Source organism: Actinopolyspora sabaoui (assembly GCF_051225635.1).
Lineage (GTDB): Bacteria > Actinomycetota > Actinomycetes > Mycobacteriales > Pseudonocardiaceae > Actinopolyspora.
The window spans coordinates 423166-446304 of the sequence record NZ_JBMIHH010000006.1 but is presented as its reverse complement, the minus strand read 5'-3'; the positions used below and the strand labels follow the sequence as shown (position 1 = coordinate 446304).

Genomic DNA, 23139 nt, shown 5'->3' with positions numbered 1-23139 from the left:
CGAGCCGATCCGGCGGCGACGCGTTCCGGTTGCCCTGCCGTGATTTCGTAGGGTGTCGAGTTCGTCACGCGACAAACCCGCTCGAGTTCCCGATGCCGGTTTACGTAGGCTGTGAACCATGAGTACCCCCGTCCTTACCGCAGTGGCCTGGCCCTACACCAACGGGCCGCGACACATCGGTCACGTCTCCGGAATCGGTGTCCCCTCGGACGTCTTCTCGCGGTACCACCGAATGGCCGGGAACAAGGTGCTCATGGTCTCCGGCAGCGACGAGCACGGGACCCCGATCCAGGTCCAGGCGGAGAAGGAGGGCATCACCCCGCGTGAGCTGGTGGACAAGTACCACCGGGTGATCGCCGAGGACATGGGCTCGCTCGGGGTCAGTTACGACCTCTACACCCGCACCACCACCGGCAATCACTACCAGGTGGTGCGGCAGATCTTCCTGGCCCTGTACCGCAACGGCTACATCATTCCCAAGAGCACCACTGGGGCGGTCAGCCCCTCCACCGGCCGTACCCTGCCCGACCGCTACATCGAGGGCACCTGCCCGATCTGCGACCACGACGGTGCCCGCGGGGACCAGTGCGACAACTGCGGCAACCAGCTCGACGCGGCCGAGCTGCGCAATCCCGTCTCCCGGATCAACGGGGAAGTGCCGCGCTTCGTGGAGACCGAGCACCTCTTCCTGGACCTGCCCGCCTTCACCGAGTCGCTCGGCAAGTGGCTCTCCACACGTACCGACTGGCGTTCCAACGTCCTGAACTTCACCCGCAACCTCGTCGAGGACATGCGGCCCAGGCCGATCACCCGCGATCTCGACTGGGGAGTTCCGGTCCCGCTGGAGGGGTGGGACGAGCAGTCGATGAAACGACTCTACGTCTGGTTCGACGCGGTGATCGGCTACTTCTCGGCCAGCGTCGAGTGGGCCAGGCGTTCCGGTGATCCCGAGGCATGGCGTGCCTGGTGGAACGATCCGGAAGCGCTGCGGGTGTACTTCATGGGCAAGGACAACATCACTTTCCACGCCCAGATCTGGCCCGCCCTGCTGATGGGACACAACGGAGCCGGGGACCGAGGCGGGAACGCGGGGCCCTACGGCGAGTTGAACCTGCCCACCGAGATCGCCTCCAGCGAGTTCCTGACCATGACCGGCTCCAAGTTCTCCACCTCGCGGGGAACGGTGATCTACGTACGCGACTTCGTGCGCGAGTTCGGGCCGGACGCGCTGCGCTACTTCATCTCGGCGGCGGGCCCTGAGACCCAGGACGTCGACTTCACCTGGGACGAGTTCGTCCGCAGGATCAACTTCGAACTCGCCAACGAGTGGGGGAACCTGGTCAACCGGGCGGTTTCGCTGGCTGCCAAGAACGTCGGCGCCGTTCCCGAACCCCGCGTTCCGGAGGCGGCCGACGAGGAGCTCAAGACGATGGCCCGCGACGCCTTCGACGTGGTCGGCGGACACCTGCGGCGTTCCAGGTTCCGCGCCGCCACCCAGGAGGCGATGCGGGTGGTCTCGGCGGCCAACAAGTACCTGTCCGAGCAGGAACCCTGGAAGCGCAAGGACGACCCGGAACGCCGCGACACCATCCTGCACACCGCGTTGCAGCTGGTCTCGGACGCCAACACGCTGCTCACGCCCTTCCTGCCGCACTCGGCGCAGCAGGTGCACGAGCTGCTCGGCGGTACCGGGACCTGGGCCGCGCAGCCGCAGCTGCAGGAGGTCTCGGATCTGGACGTCGCCGACCGCTCCTATCCGATCCTGACCGGTGACTACGCTTCCGAGCAGGCCAGCTGGCAGTCCCGGCCGATCGGGGTCGGCACACCGTTGAGCAAGCCGACGCCGCTGTTCGGCAAGCTCGACCCCGAGCTGGCCGAGACCGGTCCGGAATGGGCGCCGATCCAGAGCTGACCCGGCGGTGGACTCTCCGCACGCACTTTCCCGACCCGGTCGTTCCCACCGGAGCGGCCGGGCTTTTCGTCTCCGCACGCCCGGCTCGCCGGGGGCCGGGTTGTGACGACCGTCTCACCAGCAGAATGGTGGCGTGAGCAAGGGCGACAAACGAACTCCGCCGCCGGAACCGGAAGCGTTGCCGGCCCCGGTGGTGGACGCGCACACCCATCTCGACGCCTGTGGCGCCACCGAGGCGGCGGACGTTCGCCGCATGGTGGACCGGGCCGAGGCCGCCGGGGTCGGCCGGGTGGTGACGGTGGCCGATGACATCGAGTCGGCGAAGTGGACGGTCTCCGCCGCGGGCTGGGACGAGCGGGTCTACGCCGCGGTCGCGCTGCATCCCACCAGGGCCAAGGATTTCGGCGAGTACGAGCGGGAAACGCTGGCCGAGCTGGTGCGTGATCCCAGGGTGGTCGCGGTCGGGGAGACCGGGCTCGACTACTACTGGGACTACTCCCCACCGGAGCCGCAGCAGGAGGCCTTCCGCTGGCACATCGACCTCGCCAAGCGGATCGGCAAGCCGCTCATGATCCACGACCGCGACGCGCACGAGGACATCCTGCGCATCCTGGACGAGGAAGGCGCTCCCGAAACGGTGATCTTCCACTGTTTCTCCGGTGACGCCGATTTCGCCCGCCGCTGCGTGGCAGCCGGTTACGTGCTCTCCTTCGCCGGTACGGCCACTTTCCGCAACGCGAACGCGCGTGGTCTTCGGGAAGCGGCGGCCCTCGTGCCGGTGGAGCAGATGCTCGTCGAGACCGACGCGCCGTTCCTGACGCCGCACCCGTTTCGCGGCAGGCCCAACGAACCGTACTGCGTAAACTACACCGTTCGTGACCTCGCCGAACTGCGTGAGACGAGTGTCGCGGAACTGGCGGCCGCTCTGACGACCACTACCGAGCGAGTTTTCCAACTCGATCGTGTAGCGGCTTCCTGAGTCTCGGTAACTCTCCGGCCACCTTCTCGATCAGCCGCGGTGATGTCGGCTTGCGCCCACTCCGCGTCCTCCTACCGTCCGAAGTGGAAGCCGGGATGGGAGTCCGACGGCGCTCGCCGGTTCGATCGGTACGCCGTGAACCCCGTTCGGGAACTCCAACAGGAGTTCGTTCGGACCGCTCGGGCGAGCTCTGTCACGGGGTCTCGACGGGCGATGCTCCGCTGCCCGGAACCACGGCCGAGAAGGTGGTCATGACAGCTCGACACGTTCCACGCGGCGCGATCCTGTTGGCGGCGGCCCTGACCGCGACCCTGGGGGCCGGTTCCCCCGCTGTCGCCGCCGAGCACCAGCACACCGCCCCGGGAAAGGTGTGGGACCGGTTGGCACGGTGCGAATCGGGCGGCAACTGGCACATCAACACCGGAAACGGTTATTACGGTGGGTTGCAGTTCCTGCGCAGCACCTGGGCCGCCTACGGCGGTGAGCGTTACGCCCACTACCCGCACCGGGCCGCACGCGCCGAACAGATCGAGATCGCGAGTCGGTTGCGCGACGCCCGTGGCGGTTACGGAGCCTGGCCCTCCTGCGCTCGCCGGCTGGGACTGCCGCGCTAGTCGGGAGGTCACGGCGAGGTACGACCCGTTCCCGGCCCGCTCGGGCCGGGAAACCGCTGTACGGGTATCCGATAACCCTCGATAGTGCGAGGAACCCGATATCGACGAACACGCGCGGTGTCGAGATCTGCGCGTTATGGCACATGGTGGTCAATGGTCGAACATATTTCGGTTCGATCGTGTGAATTTCACCGATGCCCTGTGCGCTGGGGAAGTCAATTTCGCCCCGGTAACTCAGGTCACAGCGATTTCGTGATCCTTGGCAGCACGCGGATCATCACGCTAGAGTCTCGAACTCGTAAACCGATGACCACGGTCACGGATTACGCCCGCAGTCTTCGCCGGTGTACGTCGGGGTAGCCTGCCTTCGCCGCTCGAAACGCGGATCACGGGCGCGAGGGTCGGCTGGCGGCGCTGGCTACGGGAGTCGGATACGGACACGAAGCACGAAGGTAACGTGCTCGCGCGTGTCGGGCGGAAGCCGAAGGGGCGGCTTCCCTCCGGACGGAGCGGGCCCGTCTTTCCCGCCTTCGGGAGGTAACGACCCTGTGAACGAACGCGGCTATTTCGGTGAGCAGCCCCCGGGCCATGGGCAGTACGCCCGCCGGGAGAACACACTCGACGGGACGGACTGGTTCACCCCGGCGGTTCCCGGCGAGCGGCACACCGCCGTCGGCGTGCTGGAGCCCCCCGAGGAACGGACCGGGAACGCACAGCCCTACCCGGCGCACGATCACCCGAGCTTTCCCCCCGGTGCACTGAGCATCACCCCGCAGGACCTCTACGAGATCCTCGGCCCCGACGTCGAGGACCTGATGGCCGACGCCGACCTCGAGGTCAACGAGCTGATCGGGCTGCTCAACGCCGAGACGACGGTGATGCCGCCGTTGCCGTTGTCCGACTCGATCTCCTCCGAGGACCTGGAAGCGCCATCGCCGGAGCTGTCCGAGGCGATCGGCACCTGGAAGCGCCGCTTCCTCAAGAGCGCGGTGGCGGCCGTGATCCTGTCCATCACCGGTGCCGGCGGTGCGGCCGCCGCGATGGACAAGTCGGTCACCGTCGAGGTGGACGGCAAGGAACGCGAGGTCAGCACCTACGAGTCCACTGTGGGCGAGGTGCTCGAGGACGAGGGCATCGAGGTCGACAAGCACGACGCCCTCAGTCCTTCGCTCGGCTCCAAGGTCGAGCACGGCGAGACCATCTCGCTCGACCGCGGCAGGAAGATCGAACTCACCGTCGACGGGCAGACCCGGGAGGAGTGGGTTCGTTCGGTCACGGTGGGCCAGGCGCTGCGTCAGCTCGGCGTTCCCACCGACGGTGCCTCGGTCTCCGCCAAGCGCACCATGCCCGTGCCCGAGGAGGGCATGAGCCTGGAGGTCAAGACCGCCAAGTCGATCACGATCGTCGACGGCGGCAACAAGCCCAGGCAGCTGACCACCACCGCCGTCACGATCGAGGAACTGCTCAACAAGCAGGGCCTGCAGGTCGACGAGAACGACAAGGTCACGCCCGGTTCCGGAAAGCGGATCAGCGACGGCGCCGAGGTGCGCATCGACCGCACCGGTATCTCGACCGTCAACGTTCGGGAGAAGATCGAGCCGCCGGTCAAGGAGATCGTCGACGACTCGATGTTCAAGGGCGAGCGCAAGGTCGAGAAGCAGGGCAGCGCCGGGGAGAAGATCGTCTTCACCCGGGTGACCACCCGCAACGGCGAAGAGGTCAAGCGGGAGACCGTCGGCGAGAAGGTGGTCACCGAGGCCGAGCCCAAGGTCGTGCGTGTCGGTGGCAAACAGCCGCCGAACAGCGGTGTCTGGGACAAGCTCGCCGAGTGCGAGTCCGGTGGCAACTGGCACATCAACACCGGAAACGGCTACTACGGCGGTGTCCAGTTCAACAAGTCGACCTGGGACGCCTACGGCGGCGACCAGTACGCCGCGTACCCGCACCAGGCCACCAGGGAGCAGCAGATCGCCATCGCCACCAAGGTGCGCGACGAGCGAGGGGGTTATGGGGCCTGGCCCTCCTGCTCCTCACAACTCGGCCTTTCCTGATTCGGCACCGCTTCCGGCGCGGTTGCCGGGGTGGTTACGTGGCGGAACCTCTCGCACGGCTCTCGCTGCGGCTCCGGAGACATCGGGTAGTAGCTACACAACGTCTCCGGCGTCCTCGCGAGAGCCGTACGGGAGAACCCGCGGGTGGTCGGTCTGCGAGGGTGGTCGGAGTTCGGTCTGCGAGGGTGGTCGGAGTTCGGTCTGCGAGGGTGGTCGGAGTTCGGTCTGCGAGGGTGGTCGGAGTTCGGTCTGCGAGGGTGGTCGGAGTTCGACCTGGCTCGAAGTGCCGCGGCGATTTCGCGGGAAATTGACGCCCACCTCCGCCGTGCCGCCCCGGAGGACCGGCGATTTCGCGGGAAATTGACGGCGTCCGCCGTCCCGGCGCGGCCGAGGGAATTCGGCCTGCTAGTTTCGACGGCGTGGAGCAACAGCCGTCCGCAGTCCGCCTGCTCGGTCCGGCCGAGGTTCGAGGACTGGCCGAGCGGCTCGAATTTCGTCCCACCAAGAAACTGGGACAGAATTTCGTACACGATCCCAACACCGTGCGACGCATCGTCGACACCGCCGGTATCGACTCCGACGACGTGGTACTCGAGGTCGGTCCCGGCATCGGCTCACTGACTCTGGCACTGCTCGGCACGGCAGGTGCGGTAACCGCGGTGGAGATCGATTCCGTGCTCGCCGACCGCCTCTCTGCCACTGTCGCCGACCACGCGCCCGCGCTCGCCGAACGGTTGCGGGTGATCAACGGTGACGCGTTGCGGCTGGGTGCGGCCGAGTTCGGCGGCCCGGAACGCGAGCCCACGGCCCTTGTGGCGAACCTGCCCTACAACGTGGCGGTTCCCGTGGTGCTGCGGTTGCTGGCCGAGCTGCCCTCGTTGCGGCACGGCCTGGTGATGGTGCAGGCCGAGGTGGCCGACCGGATGGCCGCCGAGCCGGGCAGTCGTCGTTACGGTGCCCCCAGCGCGAAGTGCGCCTGGTTCGCCGAGGTGCGGCGGGCGGGTTCGGTCTCGCGCAACGTGTTCTGGCCGGTGCCGAACGTGGATTCCGGACTGGTGGCTTTCACGCGCCACGAACCACCCGCCGAGATCGACCGCGACCGTGTCTTCGCCGTGGTGGAGGCGGCCTTCGCACAGCGCCGCAAGACGCTTCGTTCGGCGCTGTCGGGTTGGGCGGGCTCTTCGGAACGCGCTGAGCGGTTGCTGCGTGCGGCCGGGATCGATCCGGCCGCCAGGGGAGAGCAACTCCACATCACCGAGTTCGCCGCTCTGGCCGAGATCGCGGAAACCGAACCCTGATCGACAATTCCACGTTTCTCGCCGAACCGGAGTGCGCCGTCGCTCGATTCCGGTCGCGGTTTTCGTATTCGTCCGGCCACCGGTCGTAGCCATTCTTTTCGTTTCGTGCCACCGCAAGGGGGAGTGACGAATACGACAAACGGTGGAAAGTGACTCACATCAACTTGCGTCCAGCGGAATCGATGATGTTTACTCTTCCGCGGAGTCCATCCCGAGCGGCTGAGAGATCTGGCTCGACGACGCCGCAGCAACCACCCGGATCGGGCAGGTGCTACCGCCAGGAACGATGGAGTTGATTTGTCTCTGAGTTCCACCGCAAGCGCCAAGACGCTGCCCGTGGCTATCCGCCTCGGCCTGACGGAGCGTCGTGTTGTCGATCTCGGGCGGCGTACCACGACCGCCTGTCGGCGCCACGTCTGATCCCGTACTGGCCCCTGGTTACTTTCCACCCGGTCTTCGCGTGCGCCCTCGCACGTCCACGGCCGAGGCGAGCTGAAGCGGAGTTCGATCGTGATCACAGTCGAAAACCTGACCAAGACCTTCACCCAGAGCAACACCTCGGTGGCGGCGCTCGACGATGTGAGCCTGCAGGTGCCGGACGGTTCCGTCTGCGGAGTCGTGGGAACCAGCGGGGCGGGTAAGTCCACTCTCGCGCGCTGCATCGCCCTGTTGGAGAAACCGGACAGTGGGGCCATCCGCGTGGACGGGACCGATCTCGTCTCGCTGGAGGGCAGCAAGCTCCGCGCGGCGCGTCGTCGGATCGGTGTGGTTCCGCAGGGCGACTCGCTGCTGCGGCAGCGCACCGCGGCGGGCAACGTTGCCCTGCCGCTGGAGTCGGCGAAGGTGCCTGCCGCCCAGCGCCGCAGTAGGGTAGCCGAGCTGCTCGACCTGGTGGGGTTGGCCGACAAGTCCTCGGTTTATCCGGACCACCTCTCGGGTGGGCAGCGGCAGCGGGTCGCTGTCGCGCGTGCGCTGGCGGCGAAGCCCTCGGTGCTGCTCGCCGACGAGCCGACCTCGGCGCTGGATCCCGGTACCACCGACTCGGTGCTGACCGTGTTGGAGCGCGCTCGTTCCGAGCTGGGTGTGACGGTGCTGGTGGTCACGCACGACATGGCAGTGGTTCGACGTATCGCCGACGACGTCGCCGTTCTCGAAGAGGGCAGGGTGGTCGAGCACGGCAAGGTGCTGGACCTCGTTTCCGAACCGGGCAGCCGGATCGGTTCGACCCTGTTGCCCGAGACCGACCAGGCGAGCACGCTGCAGCTCGATTCCGGCGGGCACGACGTCGTCGCCGAGGTGGTGCTGGTCGGTTTCGCGGCCGTGGGTGCGTTGCTGCCCGAGGCTTCGAGCCGATTCGGGGTGGAGCTGTCCATTCTCGGCGGTGGACTGACGCGGCTCGGGGACACGCCTGTCGCCAAATTCCGTGTCGGGCTGTCCGGTGAACGTTCCGAGTCCGCGCTGAAGTGGATGATCGAGCGCGATGCGCATGTGCGCCGCGCTCCCGTGAGCGTTGATGGAGTTGCCGCGTGAGTGACGTGACCCCCTGGTCGGAGGTCTTGGAACTGGTACGTCCCGCGACCGTCGAGACCCTCTACATGGTCCTGATGTCGACCTTGGTGGGTGTGGTCGGTGGTCTGCCGTTGGGGGTGTGGTTGCACCTGACCTCACCCGTGGGACTGACCCCCAAACCGCTGTTGCACCGAGTGCTCGGCGCGATCGTGGACGTGACGCGTTCGATCCCGTTCGTGGTGCTGCTGGTGGTGGTCGGTTCGTTGACACGGCTGCTGATGGGGCAGGCTTTCGGCAGCAGCGCCGCGATCGTGCCGCTTGCCATCGCCGCGGTGCCGTTCTTCGCGCGGTTGACCTCCAACGCGCTGCGCGAAGTGGATTCCGCGATCGTGGAGGCCGCGGTCACCACCGGAGCGGGCAAGTTCCGGATCGTGTGGACAGTGCTGCTCAGCGAGGCGCGAGCGGCGTTGGTCGGCGCGGTCGGGGTGACCATGCTCGCGTTGATCGGCTATGCCGCGATGGCGGGCGCCATCGCGGGTGGCGGACTGGGTGCCACCGCGATCCTGGACGGTTACAACGCCTATGACGATCGTGTGCTCTACGTCTCGGTGGTGCTGCTCGGAATCCTGGCCTGGGGAATGCAGCTGCTCACCGACTGGGTGACCAAGTTGGTCGACCGCAGGCGTGCCGTCACCAATGTCTGAGCCCGCGGTCCCCGTGGCGTGAGACACGGCGGTTCTCGTTTCTCCCGGTGATTCCCGAGGCTCGACGTGTCGAGCCTGCCCACCGCATCGAGAACTGCCCGAAATAAACCGACAAAACCGAAGAAACCGACAAAGCCGACCGGCCTCACGGGCCGGTAAGGCGGCGAACGCCGCCGAACCGAGATCCGAAAGGACCTTCGATGCGTACCAAACTTCTCGCCTCCGTGCTCGCCGCCTGCACACTCGCGTTAGCGGGTTGCGGTGGCGGCTCGGCCGCGCAGGACGACCCGAACGCGGCGATCAAGGTCGGTGCCACCGCGCAGCCGCACGGCGAGATCCTGCGGTTCGTCAAGGAGAACCTCGCCGCCGAGCAGGACCTGAAGATCGAGATCGAGACGTTCAGCGACTACAACAGACCCAACGCGGCCACGGCCAACGGGTCGCTGGACGCCAACTACTACCAGCACAAGCCGTTCCTCGAGGAGTACAAGGAGGAGCGCGGTGGTGACCTGCACTGGGTCGCCCCCGTGCACCTGGAGCCGCTGGGCATCTACTCCAAGAAGATCGACTCGCTGGACGAGGTCTCCGACGGCGCCACCGTGATGATCCCCAATGATCCCTCCAACCGGGGGCGGGCGCTCAAGCTGCTCCAGTCCAAGGGGCTGATCGAGCTCAAGCAGGGTGCGGCCGAGGAGACCGATGTCCGCGACATCGTCAACAACCCGAAGAACCTACAGATCGAGGAGCTCAAGGCCGCCCAGATCCCGCGCTCGCTGCAGGACGTGCGGTTCGCCGTGGTCAACGGCAACTACGCGCTCAAGGCCAATCTGGACGACCCGCTGGCACTGGAGTCGACCGAGAACAACCCCTACGTCAACGGGGTGGTCACCAACTCCGAGATGCGGGGTGATCCGCGTGTGGACAAGCTTGTCGACATGCTGCAGTCCCAGGAGGTCAAGGACTTCATCAACGAGCAGTACGGCGGCAAGTCCGTTATCCCCGCGACCTGATCGCACGCCCGCCCGGGACCCGGTCGCACGCACACCTGAACGTGCGCGGCACGAACACGTACCCTGGGGGGTGTGCTGTCCGTGGTACCGACCCCGATCACCGTCCGGGTCCCGGCGAAGGTGAACCTGCATCTCTCGGTCGGTGACAGTCGCCAGGACGGTTATCACGAGCTGGTGACCGTTTTCCAGGCGCTGTCGCTGACCGACGAGATCACGGTACGCAGTTCCGACGAGCCTGGCATCGAGGTGCACGGCGAAGGTTCGGAAAGCGTGCCGTTGGATTCCGACAACCTGGCATGGCGAGCCGTACTCGAACTCGCCCGTGCCAGTGGCAGGGATCCCGACGAGACCGGTGTTCACATCTCGATCAACAAGGGAATACCGGTCGCGGGCGGCATGGCGGGGGGTAGCGCCGACGCCGCCGCCACGTTGTTCGCCCTGAACGCGCTGTGGAAGCTCGAACTCGGTCGTGACGAGCTCTCCGAGATAGCGGGGCGACTCGGCAGCGACGTACCGTTCGCCCTGCAGGGCGGTACCGCGCTCGGCACCGGCCGCGGCGAGCGGCTGGTGCCCGTGCTGGCCCGACACACTTATCACTGGGTGATCGCGCTGCACGGTGAAGGCCTCGGGACACCGGAGGTGTACACCGAGCTGGACCGGTTGCGGCGGAACTCGGACAATCGCGTGGGCGAGGTCGAACCGCTACTGGAGGCACTGGCCTCTGGTGACCCGCGCGAACTCGCCCTGCTGCTGGGCAACGATCTGCAGGCCGCTGCTGTCTCACTGCGGCCGGTACTGCGGCGCACGCTGCGCGCCGGGGTGGACGCGGGAGCGCTGGCCGGCATCGTGTCCGGCTCCGGTCCGACCTGTGCCTTTCTGTGCACCGACGGGGAGGAGGCGGTGCGCGTCGCCGCCGAGCTCTCCGGTGCGGGGGTCTGCCGGACGGTGCGAGTGGCGCAGGGACCCGTTCCGGGCGCACGGTTGATCGGCGACGAGCACGTCGATCGTCCTCCCACCCCGCCGCAGGTGCACGCGTGAGTTCGGGGCGGACGTGGCGCCGAGCGTGACCGCGACGCGGTCACCGGGACCCCGTTCGTCGGGAGCCCTTCCTCGGGAGCCCCGGTCGCCGGTGGTCTCAGCCGCACACCGACCCGCCCGCGCAATGAAATCGATGGTCCGGACGCGATGTCCGCGGCCTGTTCCGCGCATACTCGAAGTCGACGGAGTGACCAACACTCGATGGCCAACCTGATCAACCTGGAATCGGTCGAGAAGAGCCACGGGGTCCGACCGCTGCTGGACGGAGTCTCGCTCGGCGTGACCGAGACCGACCGCATCGGGGTCGTCGGTCTCAACGGTGGTGGCAAGACGACCCTGCTGGAGATACTGACCGGCATCGAAGAACCCGACGCGGGGCGGGTCAACCACACCCGCGATCTGCGCAGCGCGGTCGTGACCCAGCGCACCGAGCTGCCCGCCGACGCCACCGTGCGCAACGCTGTGCTCGACCCGCAGGGCTTCACCGCCGAACACGAGTGGGCCGCCGACCCGAAGGTGCGTTCGGTGCTCAATGGGCTCGGCATGACCGGGCTGGGGCTGGAGACCAGGGTCGCCGAGTTCTCCGGCGGTGAGCGACGTCGCGTGGCGCTGGCCGCCGCGTTGGTACGCGAGCTCGACCTGCTGGTGCTGGACGAGCCGACCAACCACCTCGACGTCGAAGGGGTGCGCTGGCTGGCCGACCATCTGCTCTCGCGGCGCTGCGCACTGGTGATCGTCACCCACGACAGGTGGTTCCTCGACGAGGTGTGCAACCGCACCTGGGAGGTCGTCGACGGCCGGGTCGAGCAGTACGAGGGCGGTTACGCCGACTGGGTCTACGCCAGGGCGGAGCGGGCCAGGATCGCGCAGCAGACCGAGGAGAAGCGCCGCAACCTGGCCCGCAAGGAACTCGCCTGGTTGCAGCGCGGCGCCAAGGCGCGAACCTCCAAGCCGAAGTTCCGCGTGGAGGCGGCCGAAGCGCTGATCTCCGATGTCCCCGAACCCAGGGACACCGTGGAGCTCGTCTCGTTCGCCAAGCGCCGGTTGGGCAACACTGTCGTCGAGCTGGAGGACGTCGACCTCCGGGTCGCCGACCGCAAGCTGCTGGACAACGTGACCTGGCGGCTCGGTCCGGGTGAACGGGTCGGCGTGGTCGGGGTGAACGGTTCCGGCAAGACGACACTGCTGCGGCTGCTCGCGGGGGAGCGGGAGCCCGACGGCGGCAAGCGGATCGAGGGCAAGACGGTCCGGCTGGCGCACCTCACCCAGGAGCTGCACGACCTGCCCGGCCAGTGGCGCGTGCTGGAGGCGATCGAGGACGTCGCCAAGCAGGTCACGCTCGGCAAGTACGAGCTGACCGCCTCCCAGCTGGGTGAGCGGTTCGGTTTCGGCAAGGGCAGGCAGTGGACCAGGGTCGAGGACCTCTCCGGCGGCGAGCGCCGCAGGTTGCAGCTTGCCAGGCTGCTGATGGACGAGCCCAACGTGCTCGTGCTCGACGAGCCCACCAACGATCTCGACATCGACACCCTGCAGCAGCTGGAGGACCTGCTGGACGGCTGGCCCGGAACCCTGGTGGTCGTCTCGCACGACCGCTACCTGGTGGAGCGGGTCTGCGACAACGTGGTCGCGCTGTTCGGCGACGGCAACATCACCCACCTGCCGGGCGGGATCGACGAGTACCTGAACAGGCGTCGCTCGCTGCTGGAGAGCGGGGATCAGTCCCTCGGCAGGCAGCAGGACTCCACCGATTCCGAGCAGGGCGGAAAGGCCAAGTCGAGTGGCTTGTCCGGTGCGCAGGACCGCGCCGCGCGCAAGGAGCTCTCCCGGCTGGAGCGCCAGCTCGACAAACTTTCCGACCGGGAGCAGGAGCTGCACAACCAGCTGGCCGAGGCCGCCACCGAACCGGAGCGGCTGCAGGAGTTGAACTCGCGGCTGCGCGAACTGCGGGAGCAGAAGGACGACATCGAGTCCCGCTGGATGGAGCTGGCCGACAGCCTGGGGTGATCCCACCGGAACGGCTGCATGGCATCGGCGCCGGGCTCGGCGTGCGTGGTCGGGCTCGGCTCGCCGCCCCCGGGGCGGCGATTTCGCGAGAAATCGACGCCCGTCTCGCGTCAGAAGCGAGGATGACCGGGGCTTTCGCAGCGCTGTCCGCCAACAGGAGTAGCGGGATTCGGCCCGGCACGAAGTAGGCTGGAAGTGTGAGCCGCTTCACGAAAATGGTGGCCGCCGCGGCCGCCGCGGACCACGGCCCCGCCACTCGAGGCCTGGTTACCGGTGAGCCGCACGCGCCCCGCTGCCGAAGCTGGTGGCAGGTGCGCGAGTGTGCGCTGCGGATGTCGACCACGCTGCGCTTCCCCGGGGAATCCGAGGAGGTGCCGCCGGTGCGCCGTGGTGACGCGGTGGCGGTCCTCGCCGCGAGGCCGGACTCCGTGGTTCCCGCGGTGCAGGCGGTCTGGCTGGCCGGGGCTTCGGTGACGATGCTGCACCAGCCAACGCCCCGCACCGATCTCGAGGTCTGGGCCACCGACACGCTGCGCGTCACCCGGATGATCGGGGCCGACCTGGTGCTGCTCGGTGAGCCGTTCCACGAGTTCGCCCCCGTGTTGGCCGAGCAGGGCATCCGATTCCGCGACCTGGACGAGCTGTCGCGGACGGAGACCGCGCCGAGCGAAGAGGTTCCCACCGGCGAGGACGCCCTCGCGCTGCTGCAGCTGACCAGCGGCTCCTCCGCCGAGCCCAAGGCGGTGCGGATCACGCACGGCAATCTCCACCACAACACCCGGGCGATCACGGCCGCCGCACGGCTGTCCCCCGAGCACGACGTGGCGGTCTCGTGGCTGCCGCTGTTCCACGACATGGGGATGGTCGGCTGCCTGGCCGTACCGATGGCGCTGGGGATGCGGCTGGTCAAGGTCACCCCGGCCGACTTCCTGGCGCGACCCTCGCTGTGGCCGGAGCTGATCGGGCGGTACGGCGGTACCGTCACCGCCGCGCCGAACTTCGCCTACGCCATCACCGCGCGGGGGTTGGAACGGGCGGGGCAGCGGGAGTTCGACCTGTCCACGCTGCGGTTCGCCCTCAACGGTGCCGAGCCGGTGGATCCCGGCACGGTGGAGCGGTTCCTCGCGGCGGGAGCCGGGTTCGGGCTGCGTCCGGAGTGCGTGGTGTGCGCGTTCGGCATGGCCGAGGCCACCCTGGCTGTCACGTTCGCGCCCGCGCACAGCGGCTTGAGCGTGGACACCGTGGATGCGGAGGAGCTTCGGACCTCGCGACGGTCCGTCCCCGTGGAGCCGGCGGAAGAGGGGGCACGCGGGTTCGCGATGCTCGGTCCGCCACTGCCGGGGATGGAGGTCCTGGTGGTCGACGAGTCCGGTGCGCCGCTGCCGGAACGCAGCGTGGGGAGAGTTCTGATCCGCGGTGCCGCCGTCACACCCGGCTATCTGACGGTGCACGGACCGGTCTCGGCCACCGACGGGAACGGCTGGCTGGACACCGGGGACGAGGGGTACCTGGTGGACGGGCAATTGGTGGTGTGCGGGCGCCGGAAGGAAGTGATCGTGCTCGGCGGCCGCAACGTGTACCCCGCCGACATCGAACGGGCGGCCTGCACGGTGGAGGGGGTGCGTGCCGGGAACGCCGCTGCGGTGCGCAGGGACGCCGACACGCGGCGCGAGCACTTCGCCGTGATCGTGGAGTCCCGTTCGGTGGGCGACGAGACCGAGGAACGCCGCCTGCGTAAGGAAGTCGCCGCGAAGGTTTTCGGCGAGGTAGGAGCCCGGCCTTCCACCGTGCTGGTGGTCGCACCGGGTTCGCTGCCCAAAACGCCCTCCGGCAAGCTCCGGCGAGGTGCCGGTGCCGAATTGCTGGCTTGACCATCCAGGTGGTGTTCGTCCCGGTAACCGGAGTCGGTCGATTCCTACTCGGACGGAGCGCGACTCGTGTCGACCCCCACGGCGGCGTCGATTTCTCGCGAAATGTTGTGGGGCTCGGATCGCAGTGCGCCTCCGAAGGCGTGAACCGGGGGCACCCTCAGTGGAACTCGTTCTGCGCCGCCTCCAGGCCCTTGGCCGCCAGGGTCGACACCGCGTCCGCGCAGCGATCGACGAAGAACCCGAGTTCGGACCGCTCGGTGCGCGAGAAGTCGCGCAGCACGTAGTCGGCCGGGTCCATCCTTCCCGGCGGGCGGTCCACCCCGAACCGAACTCGCAGGTAGTCGCGGGTGCCGAGTGACTTGCTGATGGAACGGAGTCCGTTGTGGCCGTTCTCGCCGCCGCCCCGTTTGAGCCGGACGGTGCCGTACGCCAGGTCCAGCTCGTCGTGGATCACGATCACCGACTCGGGCGTGACCTTGTAGAATCGGGCCGCTCCCGCGACGGGGCCACCGGACAGGTTCATCAACGAGCGGGACTTGGCCAGCGCCACACGGGTGCCGTCCAGTCCGCCCTCGGCGATGTCGGCCCCGGACTTGTGCCGTTTGAACTTGCCGCCGACGCGTTCAGCCAGCTCGTCGGCCACCAGGAACCCCACGTTGTGGCGGTTGCCCGCGTAGCGCGGTCCCGGATTCCCCAGCCCGACGATCAGTGCGAGCCCGGTTGTGTCTTCACTGTCCCGTGTAGTCACGACATCCTCGGATCAGCCAATACCGGGGGTGTGGTCACACGAGTCGACCCGAGCGGCCCCACCCGTTGTTCCGTTGGAACTTGTTACGCCTCGACATGCTTGGCGAAAACGGCGTCTCACCCGCGTGCTGCGGCGTGGCAGTGCCGAAACGACCACTGTCAGCTCGATCACCCGCGGGGCCTCCCGTGCGGCTCTCGCGAGGAAGGCCCGACGTGGTGTAGTACCTACCCGATGTCGGGCCTTCCCGCAGCGAGAGCCGCACGAGAGGTTCCGCCACTGAACCGGCTACGAAAACCGGACCGACGAAGTGTCACCCGGAGGTGATCATTCGTTCGAGGTCTCCTCCTCGGAGGCTTCCTCGACAACCCCGGCACCGCTGGTGTCGATCTCGGACTCCATGTCGGCCTCGGTCGGTGCCTCGGAGATGTTGACGACCAGGACGTCCTCGCCGCTCTGCAGCGTGACGCCGCGCGGCAGGGTCACGTCGGGGGCGTGGAACTGGGTACCGGCCTCGGCGTCCTGGATCGAGAGCTCCAGCTGCTCCGGAATGTGCGTGGCCTCGGCCTCGATCTGGATCTCGTTCGCGTCCTGGGTGACCAGGGTGCCGGGAGCGGCCTCGCCGTTGACCACGACCGGCACGTTGACGGTGACCTTCTCGCCGCGCTTGACCAGCAGCAGGTCCACGTGCTCGATGTAGTTCTTGATCGGGTGCGAGGTGATTTCCTTGCACAGGGCGAGCTCGCTCTTGTCACCCGCCACGTCGAGGGTCAGTACGGCGTTACGGCCGTTCTCGCGGACCAAGCGAGCGAAATCCACGGTGGGCAGCGCGAGGTGCTTCGGGTCGGAACCGTGACCGTAGAGCACCGCGGGGATCTTGCCCGCCCGGCGGTACCTGCGGGCGGCTCCCTTGCCGAACTCGTGGCGCTGTTCCGCTGCGAGACGTACTTCGGACACGGTGGCGTACTCCTTGGCTCAGGGATGGTGTGCATCAGTCGCTGTCCTGCGGCGGAGCGACGCGCGACTGGTATGGCGAAGGGGGCGCCGAACGCTCTGCCGAAACCCTGGGAGCCGGAGCGGTGCACAGGTGTTCCACCGGTGACCACCAGCCGCCACGCCGATAACGCCGGGTTCGCGAACCCGACCTCGCCGAGGCAACCATGTCATTGTATGTGGCGACCGTTCCGGCTGGTTAACCGGCCGGGGCGAAGGCCGGGGGAGCGGATCCGGGCGGGTTTCGCCGTCAATGTCTTTCCTGTCCGGCCACGCGATACTAGGTTGACCCGCATGACTGCCGAGACCACCGCGAGTGAGCCAGCGAGCACGGACTGGCGCAGCAGGCTCCGGCGCGTCGGGCCGGGCATCATGGCAGCCGCCACCGGCGTCGGCGCGGGCGACTTGGTCGCCACGCTGGTAGCGGGATCGCGTTTCGGTTATGCGCTGTTCTGGGCGATCCTGCTCGGAACAATTTTCAAGATGGGTATCGGCGAGGCGGTGGGGCGCTGGCACCTCGGTTCCGGCAGCACCATCCTCGCCGGGTGGCGCTCGCTCGGACGCTGGGCCACCGGGTTCTTCGGCGTCTACATCGTGCTGTGGGGATTCGTCTACGGCGCTACCGCCATGTCGGCCACCGGCCTGCCGCTGAACGCGCTGTTCCCGGGGTTGTCGGTGCGCTACTGGGGGATGATCTGCGGCCTCGTCGGTCTGGTGCTGGTGTGGCTGGGTCGGTACCGGCTATTGGAACGGCTGATGACGATCCTGGTCGGCGTCATGTTCGTGGCCGTGGTGGGAACCGCCGTGCTGGTCGGTCCGAACCTCGTCGCGCTCGGCGGCGGGCTCGTCCCCCGGCTGCCGGAGGGATCACTGGCCTATGTGCTGGGGCTGATGGGTGGTGTCGGCGGCACGATCACGATGGCCGCCTACGGCTACTGGACGATGGCGAAGGGGTGGCGGACCCCGCGTTGGATCCCGTTCATGCGCACCGACAACGCGGTCGGCTACATCACCACCGGCATCTTCGTGGTGGCGATGCTGATCGTGGGCTCCGAACTGCTGTTGGGACAGGGCATGGCCGATGGTGACCGCGGTCTGCTCGAACTCGGGCAGCGGCTGGCCGCGGATTACGGGCAGTGGGCGCGGCTGCCGTTCCTGGTCGGATTCCTGGCGGTGACGTTCACGTCCCTGCTGGGTGTGTGGAACGGAGTGAGCCTGCTGTTCGCCGACTGGTGGCGTACCTGGTGGTCACGCGGGGAAACCGGTTCGGCCTCCGGTACGGCTCACGAGAACACGGCAGGGATGCGCAGTTGGCCGTTCCGCGGGTACGTGCTGTGGTTGACCGTTCCACCGATGTCGCTGTTGTTCCTGGACAAGCCGTTCCAGCTCACCATCGCCTACGGGGTGTTGGGCGCGCTGTTCATGCCGTTCTTGGCCGGGACGCTGCTGGTGCTGCTGAACTCGGGACGGATGCCCGCCGCCCACCGCTCGCGATGGCTGTCCAACACCGTGTTGACCCTGTGCCTGGTGCTGTTCGTCGTGCTGGCCGGGGACAAGCTGATCGGCTACGTGTCCTGACGGGGCTTCGTCGCCCCGGTTGTCCGCCGCGCCCTGGTCGCGGCGATTTCGCGGGAAAACGCCGCGACCAGGGCGGAGGATCGGGGTTCGCTCACCCCGGGGCTGGTCAGGCCGGGGCTGGTCAGGCTTGGCCGTTGAACAGCCCGGTCACCGAGCCGTCCTCGAACACCTGGTGCACCGCCTTGGCGATCAGCGGAGCGATCGAGAGCACCGTGAGCTTCTCGAACCGCTTCTCCTCGGGGATGGGCAGGGTGTTGGTGAGCACCACCTGCTTGGCTCCGCTGTTGGAGAGCCGTTCCACGGCCGGGCCGGACAGCACGCCGTGCGTCGCGGCGATGATCACGTCCTTGGCGCCCGCCTCCAGCAGCTGTTCGGTGGCCTTCACGATCGTCCCGCCGGTGTCGATCATGTCGTCGACCAGCACGCACAGCCGGTTCTCCACGTCACCCACCACGCGGTTGGCCACCACCTCGTTGGGTTTGGTCGGGTCGCGGGTCTTGTGGATGAAGGCCAGCGGTGTTCCACCGAGGTTGTCCGCCCACTTCTCGGCCACGCGCACCCGGCCGGAGTCCGGGGAGACGACCGTGATCCGCTCCTCGGAGTAGGCGTCCCTGACGTAGTCGGACAGCACGGTCTGGGCCAGCAGGTGGTCCACCGGGCCGTCGAAGAAGCCCTGAATCTGGTCCGTGTGCAGATCCACGGTCAGGATGCGGTCGGCACCCGCGGTCTTGAACAGATCGGCCATCAACCGTGCCGAGATGGGCTCGCGACCCTTGTGCTTCTTGTCCTGCCTGGCGTATCCGTAGAACGGCAGGACCACCGTGATGCGCTTGGCGCTACCGCGCTTGAGCGCGTCCACCATGACCAGCTGCTCCATCACGGCCTCATTGATGGGGCTGCTGTGCGACTGGATCACGAACGCGTCGCACCCGCGTACCGACTCGTCGTAGCGGACGAATATCTCGCCGTTGGCGAACTCGTAGGCCGCCTGCGGTGTGACCGTAACGTCCAGATGCTTGGCGACCTCCTCGGCCAGTTCCGGATGACTGCGGCCGGAAAAGAGTTTGAGACTCTTCTTCGGAGTCGCAGACATTGCACTCACGGTCATCGTCCCCTCCCGTTGACGGCTGAAAAACTCGAGTGTCACTCGTCGTGCTCGGTGGAGTGCTCACGGTCGGCCAGCGCACGCTGGGCGGCCTCGTCGGCGGCTGTACCGGGCCGTCGTTTGGCGACCCAGCCTTCGATGTTGCGTTGTTTTCCTCGGGCGACCGCCATCGCACCAGGGGGAACATCATCCGTGATGACCGAGCCCGCGGCGGTGTAGGCGCCGTCGTCCACCCGAACCGGAGCCACGAACATGTTGTCGGCACCAGTACGTGCGTGAGAACCGATTACCGTGTGGTGCTTGGCCACGCCGTCGTAGTTGACGAAAACCGTGGCAGCTCCGATATTACTGTTCGTGCCAACCGTGGCGTCCCCGACGTAGCTCAGGTGGGGAACCTTGGTTCCCGCGCCGATGTCGGCGTTCTTCACCTCGACAAAAGTACCTACCTTGCCTTCCTCGCCGAGACGGGTGCCCGAACGGAGGTAGGCGAACGGCCCCACCGATGCCCCAGCCGCGACCTCGGCGTGCTCGCCGTGGGTGGACACGACCTCGGCGCCCGCCCCGATCGAGCAGCCGGTCAGCGTCGTTTCCGGGCCGATGCTCGCGCCGTCCCCCACGGTCGTGCCCGCACGCAGTCGTACGTTCGGTTCCAGCACGACGTCCCGACCGAGCCGCACGTCGCAGTCCAACCACACGCTGCTCGGATCGGTGATCGTGACGCCCTCGCGCATCCAGTGCAGCAGTAACCTGCGGTTGAGCTCGGCCCCCACCGAGGCGAGCTGGACGCGGTCGTTGACCCCCTCGACCAGCCAGTTGTCCGAGCACACCAGGGCGCCCACGCCACGGTCCTCGCCGCGGGCTATCGCCACCACGTCGGTGAGGTACAACTCACCCTGCGAATTGTCGGTGGAAAGTCGCCGCAGCGCGGTGTCGAGGAAACTCGCGTCGAAGGCGTAGACCCCGGAATTGATCTCGTCGATCGCGGCCTGCTCGGGCGTGGCGTCCTTCTGCTCCACAATGGAGGTGACCTCGCCCGCCGCGTCGCGCACGATTCGCCCGTACCCGGCCGGATTCTCCACCACGGCGGTCAACAGGGTTACCGCGTTGCCGGAGCGGCGGTGTTCACTCAGCAGTGTCCGCATCGTGGTGGAATCGAGCAGCGGAATATCACCGTAGGTGACCAGCACGGTCCCGGTGGACTCCCGCTGCTGTCGCCCGCAGCGCACCGCGTGGCCGGTGCCGAGTTGTTCCTGCTGCACCACCGTCTCGATGCGGCGACCGAGTCCGTCCTGCAGCGTTGCGAGATGTTCGTCGACGGCCTGCCTGCCGTGCCCGATGACCACACTCAACTCGTCCGGTTCCGCGCCCGCGGCGGCGCGGACGGAATGCTCGAGCAGCGGCCTCCCCGCGATCCGGTGCAGCACCTTCGGAGTCGCGGATTTCATTCGAGTGCCTTCGCCCGCGGCCAACACGAGCACACTCACGGGGTCGGAGGACATGCCGTCCGAAGGCGGCTGGGCCGAAACGCCCTCGAGCATCGATGCTCTCCCTCGGAGTCCAGCGGTTTCGACGCCGACTCACCGCCACTCGTGGTTACTGCCGGACTCCGCGAGACCGAACCCTTAGCAGCCCCGGTAAGGACGGTGCCTGTACGTCCAATCGGGTGAAGGGTAACTGTCCGGACGCTGTATCGGATCGCTGCCCCGGTATGTACTGACGTGTCGGTGTGCCGGTGGGAGGAATGTTACCGCGCGTGTCCGTTCCGTGCGCGGTTTCGTGTGGTTTCTCGCGTGTTCATCTTCCGCTCGTCCGGGCGTGGACCGCGCTCTCCGGGGCGGAACAGAGGTGTCCCGGAGAGCCCCGACGAAACCGAGGTCTCACGACTCGCTCGCCGCTCCTCCGACGGAGCGAGCCCTGTCCCGGATTTCGGGCACCTCGGCGAACCGGGACGACGACTACTGCTCCGACTCGGGTGGAATCCAGGCAGGCGGTTCGGTGGGATCACCGTGGTGCGCGTCCCCGGACATCGCCGCGACCTGATTACCGCCCCGCCGTTTCGACTGGTACATCGCGGTGTCGGAACGGGCCAGCACCTCGCTGCCGCTCTCCTGCGGCAGCATCGCCACCACCCCGATGGACAGCGTCACCCCCCGGGACAGCGAACCGGGCAACCGGGAAACGGCGTTGACCGTACGGGTCAGCGCGCTCTCGGCGGCCTCCAGTTCCACCCCGGGCAGCAGGACCACGAACTCGTCACCGCCGTAGCGCGAGACGAGGTCGTCGGCGCGGAGCGTGTCGCTGAGCGTGCGCGCGATGACCCGGAGAACCTCGTCGCCCTCGGCGTGTGAGAGCTGGTCGTTGACCTCCTTGAAACCGTCCAGATCGACCAGTGCCACCGACAGCGGCTGCGCGTCGGGTTCACGCAGCATGCTCTCCAGCTTCGCGTCCAGCGCTCTGCGGTTGGGCAGTCCGGTGAGCGGGTCGTGCATGGCCTGCCTGGTGATCGCGTGGTGCTGCCGGTTCAGCCGCTGCCGATCCAGGCGGGCCATCAGCGTGGCGCTGCGCGAGGCGCGCATGGTCCACAGCTCCGATTCGAGCTCCTGGGCGTACTCCTCGACGGCGACGGCGGCGTTGTCCGGATCGAGCCTGGCGCGTCTGGCGTACTCGCGCACCAGCGAGATCCGCAGACTGGGTTCGGAAATGTCCTCGCAGACCCGCTGCCGCGTCTCGAAAAGCACTTTGGTCGCCTCGTCCGGACGTTCCGCGCTGTCGTAGCACCGGGCCAACGCGATCGCTATGATGATCGTTTCCTGCACAGGCAGTTCCAGCCCGGGATCGGAAACCTCCTCCAGCTTGTCGATGTGCGAACCGTCCGGCTCCGCCAGTGCGCAGGCGGCCGCCAGCACGGGCATCTGCTCCGCGGCCTTCCTGCCGGGAACCCGCGGGAACAACGACTCCTGCCACGGCCCGTCCACCGCGACCGCTATCTGCGCCGCGGTGCTGAACCTGCCGTCGGCGTCGTCCTGCTTGCCGATCCGTTCCAGCCGCAGGCCCCAGCCGAGCAGCATCCGGCACCGGTTGATCAGGTGGGTGGCGATCTCGTGCGGCCCGCCGCTCTCGCGGATTCGGTGGTGCGCCCGGGCCATCACCTCGTCGGCGATGTCGAACACGCCCAGTTGGGTGAGTACGAGACCGATGTCGATCAGCGAGGTGGCCAGTAGCCGTTCCCAGGAGCGCCTGCCCAGCGCCGCGTCCGGCACCAGGTCGTCGTCCAGGATCACCAGGGCTTCCGCGGCCTGGTTCAGGGCGTTGTCCTCGTTGCCGTCCAGCAGGGCCAGCCTGCCGCGCAGGGCGTGCGCGTCGGCACGAAGCACGTCGAGTCGGTGTCTTCGTGCGTGTGTCAGCAGCTCATCCAGCAGCGGGACGGCTTGCTCGGCCATGCCCGGCGTGCACAGGCGCAGTGTCGCGCAGCAGCACAGCAGTTGTCCGAGCATTCTCGGATGCCCTCGTCTGCGGGCCTCGGTGAGGAGGTTGTCCGCTTCCCGACGAGTGGCGTCCCGCCCCTGTGGATCACTGTGCTGACCGACGACCTGCAGTTCGCGCGCACGTCCGACCAACCACGCGTCGGACAGTTCACCGAGCGAGGTTGCCGCTCCCTCCCGCGCGTCAACCACGTCGTCGCGCAGCGGCACACACCCCCTGCCAAATCCGGCCGGGCCAGGCCGGTG

At 67.7% G+C, this 23139-nt stretch carries 16 protein-coding genes, 1 pseudogene and 1 riboswitch; of the genes and pseudogenes, 12 read left to right on the top strand and 5 right to left on the bottom strand.

What is annotated here, in order from left to right; translation table 11 throughout:
• Positions 1-118: 118 nt before the first annotated feature.
• The 11 genes and pseudogenes from metG to ACOQFL_RS14380 all read left to right on the top strand — a co-directional run bounded on the left by metG (position 119) and on the right by ACOQFL_RS14380 (position 14990).
• Positions 119-1912 (top strand): methionine--tRNA ligase, encoded by a 1794-nt coding sequence (metG, locus tag ACOQFL_RS14430; RefSeq protein ID WP_435544655.1) that lies wholly within the window; start codon positions 119-121, stop codon positions 1910-1912.
• A gap of 133 nt (positions 1913-2045) precedes the next feature.
• Positions 2046-2891 (top strand): TatD family hydrolase, encoded by an 846-nt coding sequence (locus ACOQFL_RS14425; protein ID WP_435544654.1) that lies wholly within the window; start codon positions 2046-2048, stop codon positions 2889-2891.
• A gap of 362 nt (positions 2892-3253) precedes the next feature.
• Positions 3254-3505, top strand: a pseudogene (locus tag ACOQFL_RS14420) (transglycosylase family protein); the annotation flags it as partial.
• 548 nt (positions 3506-4053) lie between these two features.
• Positions 4054-5556, top strand: coding sequence for a resuscitation-promoting factor (locus ACOQFL_RS14415; protein WP_435544653.1), 1503 nt, complete (start codon positions 4054-4056; stop codon positions 5554-5556).
• 419 nt (positions 5557-5975) lie between these two features.
• Positions 5976-6854, top strand: a complete 879-nt coding sequence (rsmA, locus tag ACOQFL_RS14410; protein ID WP_435544652.1) for a 16S rRNA (adenine(1518)-N(6)/adenine(1519)-N(6))-dimethyltransferase RsmA — start codon at positions 5976-5978, stop codon at positions 6852-6854.
• A gap of 203 nt (positions 6855-7057) precedes the next feature.
• Positions 7058-7147, top strand: a riboswitch (SAM riboswitch).
• A 217-nt stretch (positions 7148-7364) separates the two neighbouring features.
• Positions 7365-8384, top strand: a complete 1020-nt coding sequence (locus ACOQFL_RS14405; RefSeq protein ID WP_092625386.1) for a methionine ABC transporter ATP-binding protein — start codon at positions 7365-7367, stop codon at positions 8382-8384.
• On the top strand, positions 8381-9067 hold the full coding sequence (locus ACOQFL_RS14400) for a methionine ABC transporter permease (RefSeq protein ID WP_435544651.1): 687 nt from the start codon (positions 8381-8383) through the stop codon (positions 9065-9067). The genes ACOQFL_RS14405 and ACOQFL_RS14400 overlap by 4 nt, the downstream gene beginning before the upstream one ends.
• Positions 9068-9267: 200 nt before the next feature.
• Complete coding sequence (locus ACOQFL_RS14395) at positions 9268-10077, top strand: MetQ/NlpA family ABC transporter substrate-binding protein (protein WP_435544650.1); 810 nt, start codon at positions 9268-9270, stop codon at positions 10075-10077.
• Positions 10078-10158: 81 nt separating this feature from the next.
• Positions 10159-11115, top strand: a complete 957-nt coding sequence (locus ACOQFL_RS14390; RefSeq protein WP_435544699.1) for a 4-(cytidine 5'-diphospho)-2-C-methyl-D-erythritol kinase — start codon at positions 10159-10161, stop codon at positions 11113-11115.
• Positions 11116-11316: 201 nt separating this feature from the next.
• The gene (locus ACOQFL_RS14385; protein ID WP_435544649.1) at positions 11317-13119 is read left to right on the top strand and encodes an ABC-F family ATP-binding cassette domain-containing protein; all 1803 of its coding nucleotides are present in this window, start codon (positions 11317-11319) and stop codon (positions 13117-13119) included.
• A gap of 197 nt (positions 13120-13316) precedes the next feature.
• Positions 13317-14990: a fatty acyl-AMP ligase gene (locus ACOQFL_RS14380; RefSeq protein ID WP_435544648.1), complete on the top strand. Its 1674-nt coding sequence runs from the start codon at positions 13317-13319 to the stop codon at positions 14988-14990.
• A 157-nt stretch (positions 14991-15147) separates the two neighbouring features.
• On the opposite strand, the gene pth is transcribed toward ACOQFL_RS14380, so the two are convergent.
• Together pth and ACOQFL_RS14370 are read right to left on the bottom strand one after the other, a co-directional pair.
• Positions 15148-15738 (bottom strand): aminoacyl-tRNA hydrolase, encoded by a 591-nt coding sequence (gene pth, locus ACOQFL_RS14375; protein WP_435544647.1) that lies wholly within the window; start codon positions 15736-15738, stop codon positions 15148-15150.
• Between the two features lie 324 nt (positions 15739-16062).
• The gene (locus ACOQFL_RS14370; RefSeq protein WP_435544646.1) at positions 16063-16692 is read right to left on the bottom strand and encodes a 50S ribosomal protein L25/general stress protein Ctc; all 630 of its coding nucleotides are present in this window, start codon (positions 16690-16692) and stop codon (positions 16063-16065) included.
• Positions 16693-17022: 330 nt separating this feature from the next.
• Between ACOQFL_RS14370 and ACOQFL_RS14365 the strand changes: the two genes are divergently transcribed.
• Complete coding sequence (locus ACOQFL_RS14365; protein ID WP_435544645.1) at positions 17023-18306, top strand: Nramp family divalent metal transporter; 1284 nt, start codon at positions 17023-17025, stop codon at positions 18304-18306.
• 121 nt (positions 18307-18427) lie between these two features.
• On the opposite strand, the gene ACOQFL_RS14360 is transcribed toward ACOQFL_RS14365, so the two are convergent.
• The 3 genes from ACOQFL_RS14360 to ACOQFL_RS14350 form a co-directional block, all read right to left on the bottom strand.
• Positions 18428-19408 (bottom strand): ribose-phosphate diphosphokinase, encoded by a 981-nt coding sequence (locus ACOQFL_RS14360; protein ID WP_165400790.1) that lies wholly within the window; start codon positions 19406-19408, stop codon positions 18428-18430.
• A 41-nt stretch (positions 19409-19449) separates the two neighbouring features.
• Positions 19450-20949, bottom strand: coding sequence for a bifunctional UDP-N-acetylglucosamine diphosphorylase/glucosamine-1-phosphate N-acetyltransferase GlmU (glmU, locus tag ACOQFL_RS14355; protein ID WP_435544643.1), 1500 nt, complete (start codon positions 20947-20949; stop codon positions 19450-19452).
• Between the two features lie 417 nt (positions 20950-21366).
• Positions 21367-23103, bottom strand: coding sequence for a GGDEF domain-containing protein (locus tag ACOQFL_RS14350; RefSeq protein ID WP_435544642.1), 1737 nt, complete (start codon positions 23101-23103; stop codon positions 21367-21369).
• Positions 23104-23139: the final 36 nt, after the last annotated feature.